Source organism: Spirosoma endophyticum, from assembly GCF_900112365.1.
Taxonomy (GTDB): domain Bacteria; phylum Bacteroidota; class Bacteroidia; order Cytophagales; family Spirosomataceae; genus Spirosoma; species Spirosoma endophyticum.
Map to the genome: position 1 here is coordinate 249,981 of NZ_FOLQ01000003.1, position 15,269 is coordinate 265,249.

Genomic DNA, 15,269 nt, shown 5'->3' on the forward strand with positions numbered 1-15,269 from the left:
AGCTAAAGTTTACAATTCGACTTGTTTCTTACCAGGCATATTAGATTTGGTATTAAGGTGCATTTTTAATCTATTTGCTTCTTGCTCTATATAAGAACTATAATGAAAGCTTTTAAAAAGGTTTTTTGTTAGAGATAAAATGGAACTATTGCTATTATCAAACTTATTTTTTTGGCTATGAATGAATATGGTAAGTACATTTCTGTTATCCTTCCCTCAATGCTTAAGTTTATGCTTGGTCCATTGGCAGGTATAGCTTTGAAGTTAACTTGGTGGGAAGCAACGCTTTGTACTATCATCGGTATGATGGCTAGCGTTGTCATATTCACTTTTTTAGGTAAAGTAATAATGGACAGCTGGCAAAAATTTAGAAAATCGACACCTAGACGTTTTACCAAAAGTAGCCGCCGAGCGGTGCAAGTATATCGCAAATTCGGCATGGCTGGTATTGCCTGTTTAACCCCGCTTCTCTTTACGCCGATTGGTGGAACACTGATTGCCACATCGTTCAAGATTGCCCCTGTTAAGATCATCACCTGGATGGTCATCTTCGCCCTCATATGGGGAGTTGTTTTAACGCTTGCCATCTACAATATCCCTGGCCTTAAAGAACTAATTTGAAGAAGATTGGTCGATCACTGAAGAATAAATTAAGTTAATCTCCAAAACAGTTGCTTCTCTAAAATCAGCCTTGATGCTACGTGCTGCTGCCTTGCTTTTGTTTATTAAACTTAGTTTCCAGGAAGCTATTGCTCAGGATTCAAACTATTGGTCATCGAATTATGGACCTGGGGGCTTTATGACGCCCGGCACTACTATTGCTGATACGAGGGATAGTGGCGTTTTTTTTTATAATCCCGCGCTATTAGCCATCCGCCCCAAAACAGCATTAGAGTTCTCCGGAAGTCTGTACCAGCTTGAATCTACCCGCATTATTGATGCGTTAGGTAAAGGAAAAGATCTCAGGTCGGTATCAGGGGGTGTTTCTCCTCAAATACATTCGGGCAGTTTAAGGATGAAGAAAAATGAGCGCCTGGTAATGGCCTACGCGCTGATTCACACCCATATCCTGAGTGATCGGGTTAATCAACGTCAGGATGCGAAGATGAACGTATTAAATGATGCATACAGCCCTGGGGCAGAAAATTACCTCGGACAATTCAGTTCAATAAACCAGGTTAACGAAATTGCTGTCGCCCTTAGCGTCGGTTACAAACTCTCCAAAAAATTCTGTATAGGTGCGTCGTTCGAAGCGCAACTACGTACCAAAAGCTTCGACATTGAGTATAGTGGCCGGGCCTTGTCAAATCCATTAAGCGGAGCAGAACCTCTACTTCTTCCTGAGTTCTCTAACACAGAATCAATATATCGGGTAACATATACACAAGTAGGGGTAAAACCGAAACTGGGGTTAGCCTATAATCAAAACCGGCATCATCTGGGCCTACTGGTTACGTTGCCATTAATGCGTGTATTTGGTCAAGGTAGCCTCATGACCGATTACGTGATCACTAATATTCGTTTGGCGCCGACACTGGCACCCCTAAATTTCCTGGCCAATACACGTCAGGAAAAATTGCCTACAAATTATAAAACTCCACTGAGTATTGCAGGAGGATATACTTACGATTACGGCCGGGGCCAGCTTTACGTAGCAACTGAATATTTCGCTAAAATAAACGACTATAATATTATAACGCCCCGAAATGATTACTTCATCCGGTCTGATTCGGGATCTGCTTCGACTACCGGAAATTTACTGAAACTGAAAGACGTCCGGAAAGCAATTATGAACATTGCTGTTGGTATTAGTTTTCCAGTGAAACCTTCCGTTATAGGGTATATATCTATGCGAACTGATTTCTCATATACCGATAAAAAATCTTTCGTCGATGATGAAGGATACGTAGCATATACGACCAATTGGAATACCTACCATACGCAAATTGGGATCAACATCCGACGGCCGAAATTTAGTTTTCGGCCAGGTCTGCTGCTATCCTATGGGTTTACTGATAAATACAGGTCTGAGGTGAATTTTGATACGCCAAACGAATCAAATGTATTGTTAGGCAATCCTGTAGATGCAAAAGTGAATCACTTTGTTGTGGGTTTGCTATTGTCGTACATTCATAATCTGTAAGGTATGGTGAATTTTCAATTATACGGCTGTTAACGTGATGCCTTTGAAAGATAGAAGCTTTACTTAACAGCTAGTGTCTTTTAGCGAATAAATGGCAAAAAAATTACATCTAACTCTGTATATTGCGCTGCTATCATTCACATTATGAGATAGTTGTTGTCTTTTCTGTTGTTAAGCCAAATTTTTGGGCTAGTGCCCATTTGTTCCATAGTACATTAGATGTATTAGCGATTTCAGAAGCTACTCTACGCTTCACCATTTAATTACGGCAAACGAATGAACGTATCTTTAAAACGCTGGGTAAAAATACTACTTATTATAGCGGCAATTCCTTTATTAGCTGCTGGCGTATTGTATTATGTTTTAGTCAACAATTTAAAAGACGTATTGCAATATGTTGTTGAAAAACAGAGCAAAGGGGCCTATTCATTTCATAGCAGTGATCTCAATCTATCTGTATGGAATAAAACCATTACACTAAATAACATAGTATTACATCGGAAGGATACGGTACATGTTCAAACTTATTATGATATAGAAATACCAAAGGCTTATCTGGCAATCGACTCCTGGCAGGAACTTATACAAAACAAGCGACTATCTATTGACAGCCTGACTCTCATAAAGCCCGAAATAATAATTCATGATTACAAAGTACATGAAGTAAAAAAGAATCAGACAGCTTTTCAAACCTCAATGATTCTTGATAACCTACAGAAAGTTTTAGGTCACTTACACGCTAAATCAATTAAAATTCAGGATGCTTCTTTTGCTCTCTTCAAACAAAAACATATAGCTCCATTCGTTATCAATACGATCAATTTAGATGTAAGGAATTTTTTAAAGATAGATAAGAATGATAAACATTTATTTGCTTCAGATAACATAGAACTTTTATTGGGTCGCCAGCATTGGGTTTTGGCTGATGGTAAAAATACGTTAAGTTTTAGGGGTCTACGGTTTTCAAGCGCTACCCAGTTATTTGAAATTGATTCTGTTGTTTATCATAAACCAGCTACAGCTGATCAGGGAGAGACAAGTCTGCATGCTGATAAATTTTTCTTTAATTCGAGTCATTTACCAGCGGTCTATCAAAAAGGTGAATTACTGCTCGATACGCTCATTTGCGTACGACCCGTATTAAGCTTGCCGTTTCAGACTAAGAAAACCCAGATAAAGGATACTACAGGCACTATTCATGCCAATGTTAAAAGCCTGTTTAGGCAAGTTAATATTCGATATACGGAAATAAAAGACGGTGAAATTGTAATGGCTGGCCAAATAAATTCGCCGAAAGTGGGTACAAAAAAAGCGAATTTAACGATTCATAACCTTCACATTAATCCGCAAGGTAAGCATGTATTGATGGCTGATAGTATCAACCTAAACCTGAATAATATTACGTTCTTTTCAAGGGATAGTCTTTTTAAAATCAGCGTAGAACGACTTTCTTTATTGAATAACGACGTGCTTTTTGAAAATGTGGTTTACGGCCCGGCGTTGAAAAAAATGAAAGGAAAAGGCCTGATATTTACAGCGCCTGCTTTACGATTAAATAACGTTAGCCTTGAGGACTTGATGCGGAAAAGGTTAGTCGCTTCGCGTGCTGAGCTAATCGAACCAACTATTAAACTAATAGCTACCCGAAAAGCACCATCGAAGCCACATATTATAGCTGATCATGATACTATAATCCATAAAAGAACAGATATATATCAGACATTGCATAGTTTTGGTGAGCTGCTTCAGGTAGATCAGTTTCGCATTATCGACGGTAATGGTGAGTATAAACTGGTCGGTAAGACTAAGCCTGTAAATGCCACGTTAAAAAAATTGAATGCAACAATTCAGGTGAAAGAATTGCTGGCAAGTGATGCACTGATTAAAATCAAACATGCCATATCTGATCTGAGAATTCAGGAAATGGATGTTGCCTCAAGTGGCCTGAAACTTCAGCTTTCTAACTATAGGATGGATGGGAAGCAGCGGCATAACTGGGTTGATAAATTACAAATAAAGTTGGCGGCCGGCACATCTTTAACAGCTAATAAAATTTATTGGGAAGCCTTCAGTTGGGACGTGTTACAGCAGACTAAATTAATTCAGATTGATCTGGTTCGGGTCCAGGAATTGTTGGTTAATGCTAAAGTAAAACCTAAACTAGTCGCTACTGAGCCAATAACTGTATCAACTGTCAGACCTCAACCCAGATCATTACCCAGATTGCAAATCGGAAAATTACTGGCTGAACACCTTGATTTGAAAGCCTCTTTGCCCAAAGAAGCGCTGGCTGGTTTTCAGGGGCAGAATATTCAAATGACCAAACTCACTACTGATCCAAAGTTTTTGCATTGGGCATTGTTTCTCGGTAATCTGAACGATATGTATTTCAGGCAGCCCGGTGGCAAGCAGATAAACGTAGCACAAGTTGCTCTACATAGCCATGAGCATACGCTGTTGAAGGACATCCACTACGTAGATAATAGTGCGGACAAAAAAATGGACGTAGTGTTGCCCCAAATGCAGATCAAAGGGCCATTTCCATCCACCGACTTTTCAACTATTAACCTGACTTCAATTCAGGTAGAGCGCCCTGAAGTAACAATGGTTTCTGAGGAGACTAGCGTCAAAAAGCAATCGGTAAGTCCAGCCAGAGCGTTTTCTATTCCGCTGAATCTTGTCCTGCATGATCTAAAAGTGAACCAGGCTCGGGTAAATGTAATCACCAAAAAAGGCCAGAAAACGACACAAGTGCAAACCATAGTTGATGTGGAGGCTGTATCGTTACATGCAAAGAAACATCAGGATGCTACGTTCGCGTCGATACGTGTAAGTCCATCTGATGTGAAGCTGGCTATTCCAAAACTTAACATAACGGTGCCATCTGCCAATGTTACATTGAAGGCTGGTAGATTATCGGCTACCGAAGAAGGCAAACCTATTCTGCAAACCCATCTGTTGGTTAGTCTGACACTAAAGGATGTACATCCGGTGCTGACATCGAAGAAAGGTGGAACGCCCCCGGAGCTTCAGGTTAAAGAAATCAATGGAGACATCGATATGCCCGAATTCCATTGGTCACCCGGCCAGAAAATGGCTTGGCCAACGTTTGCCGAACAGTCTAATCTGGTTATTTCGGACTTGTCATTTAAGAGCGCTGCTACGTCGATAAAGGCCGATAAACTAAGTTGGGAACACAAAAACGAACGCCTGCAGGCAAATGATTTTCAGATCATTCCCAATATGACCAAAAAGGAGTTTATGACTCCGCCAAATGTGCAGTCCGATTATATCACCGTAAAAGGCGATATGGCTCAGTTTAATGGGATCAAAGCGGCTCGCTGGTATACCGATAAAGCCTTAGTTATCAACCATATTGTCGTGAAAAATATCATTACTGATGTGTCACGTGATAAACGATTGCCGGACCCAGCCATCCTACCGAATAAGTTGATGCCTACCCGATTGATCTCTGGAATCAGAATACCGTTTCATGTGGATTCGATCAGTGTGGTCAATAGTCAGGTTAATTACCATGAAACATCGAAAATGACGGATCGAACCGGAACGGTTCCTTTGAAAGAAATAAATGGTGTACTAAAAACAATTACCAATCACCCCACCAAGCCAACTGATAGCCTGAAGCTATTGGCCAGCACAAAGCTACTAGGGCTTCACATTAGACGGCTACATTATCGGGAGTCGTATGGAGATTCGCTGTCGGGCTTTCACATGCTTCTGAAAACGTCGGGCTTATATATGCCCGAGCTTAGCCAGATCACCAATCCGATGGCATCCGCCGATCTGGAGGCTGGTTATCTGGAGCCGATAACGGCCCGGATTGCCGGGAATCGATATGCATCGGTGGGTGATATGAAGTTCTTTTACAAAGATTTAAAACTCCGTCTACTTGGGCATAAGGATACTACCCGGCGTTCGTTGCTGATAAAATTTGAGAATTTTGTGGCCAGTAAGATCCTGCGCAAGAAGAATCAGCAGGAAGCACGCATCTTCTACGACCGCGATCAGAAGAAGTTTATTTTTGGCTACTGGATCAAGTCTATTGTCAGTGGCGTGTTGGTCAGCGTGGGCGTTAAGGCCAATAAAAAATACCACGCGAATTACCTGAAGCTAAGGGAGCGACACACGCTGCCAGCCGAAGAAGACTAAAAATAATGCTACGTATAGCGGTAAGCCCACCAGATCAGAATGGCTTGTAAGGGCAATCGCCCCCAGCGTATCAACCCCGAAATGTCCTGAAACCGATCGGCTGTTGCCATGTACACATTGGCCGGGAAAATGGCAACAAGCAGTAAGATAAGTCCCCAGGCCGATAGCGAACGCGTAGCTGGAAACAAAAGACCGATTCCCAGAACGATCTCGGCCACACCACTCAGATTCACCATTAGCTGATGCGCCGGTACGTAGGGTGGCATAATGGCTAAATACATTTTAGGACTGATGAAATGATTCAGCCCGGCTGCTACGTAGACAAGCGCCTGAATGTAAAGGCTAAGGTTGTTCATAGAGTAGGGTTTGCGGTTTGAGGTATACGGTTGGCTAACGCATGTTTAGTAGTTGCTAATGCGTCAGCCAACCATATACCTCAAACCGTAAACCGGTACTCATTGATTTAACTTATTCTACTACATGCCCGACAAAGCCAGCACTGTTGTCCAGAATGAGCCCTCCTCGCCGGAAGCCTAACCCACAGGCTTCGCCCGCGTAGAAAACGCCCGCCTGATACGTATACCCGCTTGCGTCCTGAGGAAATTCGACGTACTCCTGGTAAATTTTGGGGTATTCGCCGTATTCGCCATTGGCCGCCTGTCGTTCACTGCCATCGGCGTTCAGGATGCGCACATTGGCGCCTTCGCGTCCGAACAATACTTTCTCCACACAAGCTTTGCCCGCCAAAGGTTTAGTGTCTGTTTCGAGCAGCAGCGGATGATTTGGGTAAAGCTCCCACAGAATTTTTAAAATGTACTTTGACTGAAACAGGAGTGTATAAGCTGGATTCAGGATAACAGCCAGCCGTTTCCGTACGATTTCTGTCAGGATTTTTATCAGTTCGGGTTCATCTTCTGCAATAGATTCCCACGGCACTAGCTTAAACCAGAAGTCCAGCTTTTCAAATTCACCATTTTTAGGGTTTTGCCAGAAAATACCTTCCTCAGCCGAAAATTCGACGTTATCCACAAAATCAAATTCGAGTTCGAAATCAGCTTCACGCGCTGCTTCGCCAATGAGTGCTACGTTGGCATCGTCTTCGGGAAAGCCCCGCATGGCTGATAGTAACAACGTCGGTTGTAAATCGGGATTAAGGGCCAGTAGCTCCTCAAACTGATCCGTTAATGTCTCAAACACAGCATTGAACTGATGACTATCATCGAGACCATTCGCACGAAGGTGAGCGTACTGAACCACGGCCGTTTCGGGCAGGCAGGTTGCCGTATCGGCATTAAACTCAATAAGTTTAATCGGGCGGCCATCTATGCCTCCCGCGAGATCGAATCGGCCGTAGAGGTGAATATTCCGGTCATCGTTCCATGACAATTTGATGAGGTCAACTAGATTGTCGGGAATGCCCAGCTCGGCAAACCGGTTCTCGTCGATGACGTGCTGCCCAGCCGCCACGAACATCTCGAATAATTCATTAGCAGCTTCGTAGTACGTATCGGTTTCGGTGGGTGTTACAATCACCACTTCATTGCTTAAATAGGGAAGGGTATCTTTGCCAAGCATCCAGTCCCACCCAAGATTGCTGAGTTGCGCATTGGGTGGTGTCGCGAGTGTTTTGAGTAAAATCATGTCGGTTAGTGATTTATGCAGGAGTGCCGTCTCTGTGCTTTTTGAACGACAATTTTTTCGAAAGTAGTGCTTAATTCCTGCCGGAACAGTATCATGTTGTAAATCTCGCCTATTCCTATGATCCGAACAGTCTTACTTTTTGTTGGCGTGCTGCTAACCCTGACAATTGCTGCCGTGAGTGCACAATCGGTTCCAAACAAACCGCCTGTCGCCGTTATTTTCGATACCGATATGGGTCCGGATTATGATGACGTCGGGGCGATTACTATACTTCATGCTTTTGCCGACGAAGGGAAAGCCAACATTCTGGCTACCATTGCCAGCACTAACTATCCCAAAGTAACGCAGGTACTAAGTGTGCTGAATACATATTTCAAGCGACCAGATATACCCGTTGGCGTGCCTAAAGGGAAAGCAGTGAGTGATAAAGACACACAGCATTGGTCGGATACGATTACGGCACGCTATCCGCATAAGATCAAGTCGAATAACGAGGTTCCTGATGCTGTTGCGCTTTATCGGCAAATTCTGGCTAAACAGCCTGACCATAGCGTAACGATTATTACAGTAGGTTTTCTGACTAATTTGGCCAATTTGCTTACGTCTAAACCGGATCAATATTCTAAGTTGTCAGGGAAGGAATTGGTGGCTCAAAAAGTAAAGAACGTAGTAAGCATGGCTGGCAAATTTCCGAGCGGTCGTGAGTACAACGTATTTAGAGATACGCCAGCCTCGAAAGCTGTGTTTGCTAACTGGCCAACGCCCATGTTGCTCAGCGGATTCGAAATTGGGGAGCAAATCCATTCCGGTTTGCCTTTAACGAAGAATGCTCAAATTCAACACAGCCCGGTTAAAGACGTCTTTACGATGTCTTTGCCCAAATCGAAGGAAGATAAAGGCGGTCGCATGAGTTGGGATCAAACGGCGGTGCTGGTGGGTGTGAGCGGCTACGCACCCTATTATACCGTCAAATCGGGCCGGTTGACGATGAACGCTGACGGTTCGAACGGTTGGGACAAGGCGGGCAAAGGTCATCAACATTTAGTTGTGAAGATGCCGACACCACAGGTTGAAGCACTGATCAATAAACTGATGCAGCATCAACCCCGGAAGTAGTGAGCGAAAAAAAAGCTGGAAACGTATGTCAATACCGGGTGTTTTCGGGCCTTTTTTTGTTGTTTTTATATGACTGATTCATTGAAAGAAGGGCTTCGTAAAGCGGCCATGTTTTGCGCCTATCAGGAACGTACCCAGCAGGAAGTGCGCGACCGGTTGAAAGAGTGGGGCATTTTTGGCGACGATGCCGAAGAAGTTATTGCGGAGCTTATTCAGCAGAATTACCTGAACGAAGAACGATTTGCCAAGGCGTTTGCCGGTGGTAAGTTTCGCGTGAAAGGCTGGGGAAAACGCAAAATCAAGCAGCATTTACAGCAGCGTGGTATTTCAGGCTATAATCTCGATCAGGCCATGAAAGATATTGCCCCTGATGATTATCGGGAAACCCTGACCGATTTGCTGGACAAGAAGCGCCGGAGCCTACATGATGATAATCCGCTGGTTGTCAAGCAAAAACTGGTACGGTATGCCCTCAGTAAAGGCTACGAGTCAGAACTGATTTTTGCTGTATTAGGGCGCGAGGAGTAACGCGTTTGGAAAGCAGAAGCTATACCAGGGTAGATGCGACTTTCCAGACACGTTAGTGTCATCTTGCTTTCGCTACGTTATTCCTACTTCTTTGCGGTTATGAATCCCGGAAAAGTTTCTATCATTCTTATCAACTACAACTCCCACCGGTTTACCTACGACTGCGTTGATTCGATCCGGGATAAAACGAAAAGCATTGATTACGAGATTATTGTTATTGATAATAATTCTCTTCCTGCCGACTATGAAGCACTGAAACCCATTGTTGATCAGCCTAAAGTTCAACTCATTCGTAGCCGAATTAATGTTGGTTTTTCGGGGGGGAATATGCTGGGCGTTCAATTGGCTGATCCAAAGGCTAATTACTATTATTTCCTGAATAACGACTGTGTGCTACGGACGGATGTATGCAGTCAACTGGCCAAATTTATGGACGTTACGCCTGGTGCAGGCTTATGTGGGGCGCAGATGTTTACAGGTGATGGTTCTCGTCAGATAACTTTTGGTTATTTGCCCACTCTTGGCAGCAAAATCCTTGGACATAGTTTTGTCCGTATGTTCAATCCCGGTATTTATCCGAACGTGCGGCAGGTATATACGGAGCCGGTACGTGTACCGTTCGTTATGGGTAGTACGTTGTTTGTGCGAGCATCGGCATTTAACCTGATTGGCGGGTTTGATGTCGCTCATTTCCTCTATGTTGAAGAAGAGGATTTGGCTAAAAGGCTGTTGCAGAAAGGGCTCTACACGTATCTGGTGCCGCAGGCGGAATACGTTCATTTTACGGGCCAGAGCACGATTCATAATTACGACGTCGAAAAGGAGTACTACATTTCCCTGTTTCACTACTTCCGAAAGTATCATTCCTGGCCCGAGCGAGCGTTATTTCGAGCTTACTATTTCATTAAAAATGGGCGGAAGTTCCGAAAAAACTGGATCTACGCTCGCCTGGCGGGATTCATCTGGCGCGGTAGTCCTATGAGCGAAAGTTTACGATACCGGCAGACTATCCGTTCGTAAATACAGCGCCGTTAACGGTAGCTCTAAAACTAAGTATAAAGTAAGTAACTCGATGGGAGTATAGGTTCAATTACAGCGTCTTTACATGCCAGTAAGACGTATTGCTATCTACCTCAAGCTATTCATCATGTTCAAGTACTTAAAGGAATCATTCGCCCGTAAAAAGGCAAGACGTATTACGGCTAAATATCCATATGAAATAGATTCGTTTCAATTAGCTAAGGAAGGGGAAGTACAATTTGCTAATTGGAAAAATCCATTGATTCCCCCTCAAACCATTACGCAGAGCGAAATCAATTTTTACCGCCGGTTTGCTACGCCCGGAAGTTTTAGTATTGATGTAGGGGCGAATATTGGCGATACAACCGTGCCAATGGCGCTGGCAGTGGGTAAAGATGGATTGACATTGGGCTTTGAGCCCAACCCAGTGACGTTTGAAATTCTGGAAGCTAACGCACAACTAAATAAGGATAAAGCCAACATTGTTCCTCTGCGTTATGCCATTACCGAAGAGGAAGGTGAGTTTTTTTATTCTTCATCCGAGGCATCTTTTGGCAACGGTGGCGTATCAGCAACGGCCAGTGAAGCGGATACGCATGGTAAGTTTAAACTCGCCGAAAAAGTAAAAGGGATTAATCTGACTAAATACCTTAATGAGAATTATAAAGAATACCTCCCTAGGTTATCCCTCATTAAAGTGGATGTAGAAGGGTATGATAAAGATGTACTACGTTCCATTTCTTCGTTAATTGATGAATATAAGCCAACACTTATTGCTGAGTGCTTTAGTGAGGCTAAGCTGGATGAGCGGACTGAATTGTATCAGCTAGTGGCTGACCATGATTATACACTCTATTATTTTGAGGATTTCTTCGAAAATGCGGAAATCGTTCAAATCAGTCCGCCGGATATGAATCGGTGGAAAAATTTCAATTTCTACGCTGTTCCTAATTCGCCATCCAGGAAGTCGTAGAGCCGCCTACTACGTTAAAATGGCCGCTCTTATTAGAAGGATGGCCTTTTGGGTTAGGCTATATAATCTATCAGGCTTGCAAGCCAAAGTACTTGTAAAAAAAGCCCTCAGGCTTTAAATTTAGCCATTCTGTCCGATTTCGAACCAGATCATCGTAGGTAAGATCCTCAATCTGAGTGGGTGTAAAGTTCAGAGTTGACTCCGGCTTTTTCCGGGTAACAATTCCCAAACCCTGATCGCAGTCCAGAACAAATACGTTCAGGTCGGGTCGTTGACTGCGCAGATGAATGATCGTTTTCCAGACATCACCATTCCATTCGCCTACTTCCCAATTCTCAAAGCGGCCGGCGGCCCCAGCGGTTTGCGGATTACAGTCGTGCATGATGATAACACCATCATCGTCCATGTACTTAAGCGTATTTTCGACGTCGCGGAGGGCGAAGTGATATTCGTGCATCCCGTCTACCAAAGCCAACTGAACCTTTTTACTGGCAAATACCTGCTGGGCTTCCTGCTCAAAAAAGTCATCGCTGGTTTTCTCGAAATACTGATTGTTTAGATTGTAGGGATTGAGAATTGACTTCCCAAAACGTCGGCTGGCGTCGAAAATAAATTTCGGGTCAACGGCGACTTTGAACGTACTCTTGATACGGAAGAAAATATGCCCATTTTCAACGCCAATTTCAAGGTAATTTTTAAGCCCCTTCTTGTGCATTAAGGCTTCGATAACATCTAAACGATTCATTTGGTGGATTTAACAATGCACCAAAAATAGAAAAGTCCCTGATATAAGCAGGGACTTTTCTAATAAACGTATCAATAATAACTTAAAAGTCAGCATCGAACGTAATGCCTTTGGGTTCTTCCTGTACGGTAACAGGCATCGGGTTAGCTGTATCCTGTGGCTGGGTAGCGGCTGCTTTCATCGCCTTGAACTTGGCCATGACCTCACCCCGCTGGTATTCACCTACGCGTTTCTCGAAAAAGTTAGTCTTGCCCTGCAACGAAATCATGTCCATGAAATCAAATGGATTCGTTACGTTATACAGTTTGCGCAGGCCAAGCGTAGTCAGCAAGTGATCGGCTACGAATGCGATGTACTGCTTCATCAACTCAGCGTTCATCCCGATAAGCGACACGGGTAAGGCATCGGCTACAAACTCCTGCTCAATTTCAACAGCATTGCTAATGATGTCGTAAATCTGCGACTCAGGAAGTTTATTGGCAATATGGTCGGTGTAGAGCATACAGGCAAAATCTCGGTGCAGGCCTTCGTCACGCGAGATGAGTTCGTTCGAGAAGGTCAGGCCGGGCATCATGCCCCGCTTCTTAAGCCAGTAAATGGAGCAAAAGGAACCCGAAAAGAAAATGCCTTCTACAACCGCGAAGGCAATGAGCCGCTCGGCAAACGTACCATTATCAATCCAGCGCAACGCCCAATCGGCTTTTTTCTTGACGCAAGGAATCGTATCAATCGCGTTCAGGAGCCGATCTTTTTCCGCGCTATCCTTAATGTACGTATCAATCAGCAGCGAGTAAGTTTCGGAGTGGATATTCTCCATCATAATCTGAAACCCGTAGAAACACTTGGCTTCGGCATACTGCACTTCTGACAGGAAATTGACGGCCAGATTTTCATTTACAATACCATCCGATGCCGCAAAGAAGGCTAGCACGTGCGAAATGAAGTGGCGTTCCCCATCATTAAGACTGTTCCAATCTTTCATGTCCTGACCGAGGTCAATCTCTTCGGCGGTCCAGAACGACGCCTGATGGGTTTTGTAGTACTCCCAAATATCCCAGTGCTGGATTGGGAACAGCACAAAGCGGCCTTTGTCTTCTTCTAAGATCGGTTCGATCACATCATTTTGTATCATGGTGCTACGTATGCGGTTTATATGGAAAGCTCAGATTAGTATGAAGGCTGAGCAGTAAGTTCAGTCTAACAAATTTAAGCGTTCTGCCCGCTTCTGCAAGGTGAATAGATAGAATCAATGTTATTAGTCAAATTTCTTATTTGACTAAGATTAACGTAGTCAGATGGTTAGTGTGAGGATGGTTAGCGAAGTTCTTGAAATAGTCTAGGATTGAAGAGGGCCAGGGTGAAAACTAAGCTCTACAATTCAAATAAGTATGATAGACATAGTTCATATAGCTCTGGCTTGGTGTCTTTGCTACGTACCCGGCTCATGTTATAGTTTCACGGTCCGGCGCTCCGATTGGGCGGGCGTGTGTACGTCGGTCATTGAGAAGAGCGTTGAATGTTCAGTTAAAACAGTGAAACGCCCTGTAGTGGCCGACGGTTTAGCTTACCAGATTACTTCTACTACGTCCCGGTGCTGGCTAAACTTCTCATCAGCCGAGATAATTGGCATCTGTTCAGCTAAAGCAGTAGCTAAAATTAGTCGATCAAATGGATCACGGTGGTCGGCGTAGAATGGAATTTGATCGCAGGCTAATAAATGATTATTTGTGATAGGCAGTAGCTGAATAGCTTCTTTCTGACAATCCAGAAGTAGACCTTCCAAACCACGTGTAAGATTTAAACGACCACCAATTTTTAGTTTGATTGCTATTTCGAATAACTGACGCGGCTAACATAAATCTCATTATTGGGGTCACTTATCAGGTTGTATAACTTTTCTGGAAGCTGTTTACTCCCTTCCAGAAACCAAAGTATTATCTGTGTATCAATTAATAAACGCATTACATATACTCTTTCAAGTCGCCTAATGGTTCATTAAAATCATTGGCCATCCAAACTTCTCCTTTCATGCTTCCTCCCTGTCTTTTTTTGTTAGACTTTCATGGATAGGCGTATTTTCCTTTAAAAATGTCACAATCACTTTGGTGCGCTTCTGCACAGGTAGTGTTTCGTCCCAAATAATCTGGCCGTTGTCATAAATTCACTGAATAGCGGTTAGCATAGCGAAATTGTTTTTACGTAAAGATACTGGATTGGCTAAGCTGCCAGCAAGCTTTCTGCCGGAATGTGCAATTGTCGGTACAGTGTTTTTATCATCTTTAGCGTTAGTGGGCGTTTCCGGTTCAGTACCTCTGATAGGCGATTTTTGCCTCCTAATAGAGCCGCAAGCTCTTTTGACGATAGTCCTAATTCGTCAGCCTGATACCGAATGGCATCGATAGGATCAGGGGGTAGAATTGGCGTTGTCTTGTTTTCATAGTCGTCAGCCAAAATAGACAAGACCTCCAACAAATCGGCTTCTGGTGAACCTGGTGGGCAGTCGAGCAACCGCTCAATTTGAGCTATTACCTGCTTGTACTGGTCGGTATTTTTGATAGGCTTAATCAAGTTTTCGTTCATGGTTTCAGCGGTTTTGTATGTCAGTAATTGCATCATACTCTTTGTGCGTGCCAATAAATCGGATATAAGCAATCTGGATGTCGTATCGAAAGAAGACGATTAACCGGTACTTGTTTTTGCATATGTTGAACACAATCCGGCCATTCCCTACCGTATGGGCTCCGTTAAACCCGGTAATCACTTCATTTGGATTGTTCCAGTCATTTTTGCTGATTTTGGCGTACCAGAATCGCAAACCCGTTTCGGCATCCGAATTCTGTTCCCAAAATTCGCGCAATGTTCCCTTCGCAATGATTCGCATCTGACAAACGTATCGAATTTATGGCAGGTTCCCAAATTTGGAACATCTATTG

At 43.5% G+C, this 15,269-nt stretch carries 15 protein-coding genes; 7 read left to right on the plus strand and 8 right to left on the minus strand.

The window, feature by feature from the left end; genetic code table 11:
• Positions 1–177: 177 nt before the first annotated feature.
• From BM202_RS10085 to BM202_RS36640, 3 genes are all read left to right on the plus strand, one after another.
• Positions 178–621 (plus strand): small multi-drug export protein, encoded by a 444-nt coding sequence (locus tag BM202_RS10085; RefSeq protein WP_093825558.1) that lies wholly within the window; start codon positions 178–180, stop codon positions 619–621.
• Between the two features lie 73 nt (positions 622–694).
• Positions 695–2,143 (plus strand): hypothetical protein, encoded by a 1,449-nt coding sequence (locus BM202_RS10090; RefSeq protein WP_093825560.1) that lies wholly within the window; start codon positions 695–697, stop codon positions 2,141–2,143.
• 1,722 nt (positions 2,144–3,865) lie between these two features.
• Complete coding sequence (locus BM202_RS36640) at positions 3,866–6,313, plus strand: hypothetical protein (RefSeq protein WP_143100674.1); 2,448 nt, start codon at positions 3,866–3,868, stop codon at positions 6,311–6,313.
• An 8-nt stretch (positions 6,314–6,321) separates the two neighbouring features.
• Here the strand turns inward: BM202_RS36640 and BM202_RS10100 are convergent, their stop codons facing one another.
• On the minus strand, positions 6,322–6,669 hold the full coding sequence (locus BM202_RS10100) for a DoxX family protein (RefSeq protein WP_093825564.1): 348 nt from the start codon (positions 6,667–6,669) through the stop codon (positions 6,322–6,324).
• 112 nt (positions 6,670–6,781) lie between these two features.
• Complete coding sequence (locus BM202_RS10105) at positions 6,782–7,954, minus strand: glutathionylspermidine synthase family protein (protein WP_093825566.1); 1,173 nt, start codon at positions 7,952–7,954, stop codon at positions 6,782–6,784.
• Between the two features lie 117 nt (positions 7,955–8,071).
• Between BM202_RS10105 and BM202_RS10110 the strand changes: the two genes are divergently transcribed.
• The 4 genes from BM202_RS10110 to BM202_RS10125 all read left to right on the plus strand — a co-directional run bounded on the left by BM202_RS10110 (position 8,072) and on the right by BM202_RS10125 (position 11,591).
• Entirely contained in the window at positions 8,072–9,070 is a 999-nt protein-coding gene (locus BM202_RS10110; RefSeq protein WP_093825568.1) for a nucleoside hydrolase, read from the plus strand.
• 69 nt (positions 9,071–9,139) lie between these two features.
• Positions 9,140–9,598 carry a regulatory protein RecX gene (locus BM202_RS10115; protein WP_093825570.1) on the plus strand — a complete coding sequence of 153 codons (459 nt, stop codon included), beginning with the start codon at positions 9,140–9,142 and terminating at the stop codon, positions 9,596–9,598.
• Between the two features lie 99 nt (positions 9,599–9,697).
• Positions 9,698–10,618 carry a glycosyltransferase gene (locus tag BM202_RS10120; protein WP_093825572.1) on the plus strand — a complete coding sequence of 307 codons (921 nt, stop codon included), beginning with the start codon at positions 9,698–9,700 and terminating at the stop codon, positions 10,616–10,618.
• Positions 10,619–10,745: 127 nt separating this feature from the next.
• Positions 10,746–11,591 carry an FkbM family methyltransferase gene (locus BM202_RS10125; RefSeq protein ID WP_177236552.1) on the plus strand — a complete coding sequence of 282 codons (846 nt, stop codon included), beginning with the start codon at positions 10,746–10,748 and terminating at the stop codon, positions 11,589–11,591.
• A 70-nt stretch (positions 11,592–11,661) separates the two neighbouring features.
• Here the strand turns inward: BM202_RS10125 and BM202_RS10130 are convergent, their stop codons facing one another.
• From BM202_RS10130 to BM202_RS10155, 6 genes are all read right to left on the minus strand, one after another.
• Positions 11,662–12,336, minus strand: coding sequence for a class I SAM-dependent methyltransferase (locus BM202_RS10130; RefSeq protein WP_093825576.1), 675 nt, complete (start codon positions 12,334–12,336; stop codon positions 11,662–11,664).
• Between the two features lie 82 nt (positions 12,337–12,418).
• Entirely contained in the window at positions 12,419–13,468 is a 1,050-nt protein-coding gene (locus BM202_RS10135) for a ribonucleotide-diphosphate reductase subunit beta (RefSeq protein WP_093825578.1), read from the minus strand.
• A 432-nt stretch (positions 13,469–13,900) separates the two neighbouring features.
• Positions 13,901–14,167, minus strand: a complete 267-nt coding sequence (locus tag BM202_RS10140; protein ID WP_093825580.1) for a type II toxin-antitoxin system VapC family toxin — start codon at positions 14,165–14,167, stop codon at positions 13,901–13,903.
• A gap of 130 nt (positions 14,168–14,297) precedes the next feature.
• Positions 14,298–14,366 carry a DUF2281 domain-containing protein gene (locus BM202_RS39045; RefSeq protein ID WP_143100680.1) on the minus strand — a complete coding sequence of 23 codons (69 nt, stop codon included), beginning with the start codon at positions 14,364–14,366 and terminating at the stop codon, positions 14,298–14,300.
• A gap of 187 nt (positions 14,367–14,553) precedes the next feature.
• Positions 14,554–14,916 (minus strand): helix-turn-helix domain-containing protein, encoded by a 363-nt coding sequence (locus tag BM202_RS10150; protein ID WP_093825582.1) that lies wholly within the window; start codon positions 14,914–14,916, stop codon positions 14,554–14,556.
• Between the two features lie 4 nt (positions 14,917–14,920).
• The gene (locus BM202_RS10155) at positions 14,921–15,217 is read right to left on the minus strand and encodes a type II toxin-antitoxin system HigB family toxin (RefSeq protein WP_093825583.1); all 297 of its coding nucleotides are present in this window, start codon (positions 15,215–15,217) and stop codon (positions 14,921–14,923) included.
• Positions 15,218–15,269 lie beyond the last annotated feature (52 nt).

What these genes read in the sequence shown, in the direction of transcription:
- BM202_RS10110 (WP_093825568.1), top strand. Translation starts at nt 8,072, where the DNA reads ATGATCCGAACAGTCTTACTTTTTGTTGGCGTGCTGCTAACCCTGACA.
- BM202_RS10120 (WP_093825572.1), top strand. Translation starts at nt 9,698, where the DNA reads ATGAATCCCGGAAAAGTTTCTATCATTCTTATCAACTACAACTCCCAC.
- BM202_RS10090 (WP_093825560.1), top strand. Translation starts at nt 695, where the DNA reads ATGCTACGTGCTGCTGCCTTGCTTTTGTTTATTAAACTTAGTTTCCAG.
- BM202_RS10135 (WP_093825578.1), bottom strand. Translation starts at nt 13,468, where the DNA reads ATGATACAAAATGATGTGATCGAACCGATCTTAGAAGAAGACAAAGGC.
- BM202_RS10125 (WP_177236552.1), top strand. Translation starts at nt 10,746, where the DNA reads ATGTTCAAGTACTTAAAGGAATCATTCGCCCGTAAAAAGGCAAGACGT.
- BM202_RS10130 (WP_093825576.1), bottom strand. Translation starts at nt 12,336, where the DNA reads ATGAATCGTTTAGATGTTATCGAAGCCTTAATGCACAAGAAGGGGCTT.
- BM202_RS10150 (WP_093825582.1), bottom strand. Translation starts at nt 14,916, where the DNA reads ATGAACGAAAACTTGATTAAGCCTATCAAAAATACCGACCAGTACAAG.
- BM202_RS10085 (WP_093825558.1), top strand. Translation starts at nt 178, where the DNA reads ATGAATGAATATGGTAAGTACATTTCTGTTATCCTTCCCTCAATGCTT.
- BM202_RS10155 (WP_093825583.1), bottom strand. Translation starts at nt 15,217, where the DNA reads ATGCGAATCATTGCGAAGGGAACATTGCGCGAATTTTGGGAACAGAAT.
- BM202_RS10105 (WP_093825566.1), bottom strand. Translation starts at nt 7,954, where the DNA reads ATGATTTTACTCAAAACACTCGCGACACCACCCAATGCGCAACTCAGC.
- BM202_RS10100 (WP_093825564.1), bottom strand. Translation starts at nt 6,669, where the DNA reads ATGAACAACCTTAGCCTTTACATTCAGGCGCTTGTCTACGTAGCAGCC.
- BM202_RS10115 (WP_093825570.1), top strand. Translation starts at nt 9,140, where the DNA reads ATGACTGATTCATTGAAAGAAGGGCTTCGTAAAGCGGCCATGTTTTGC.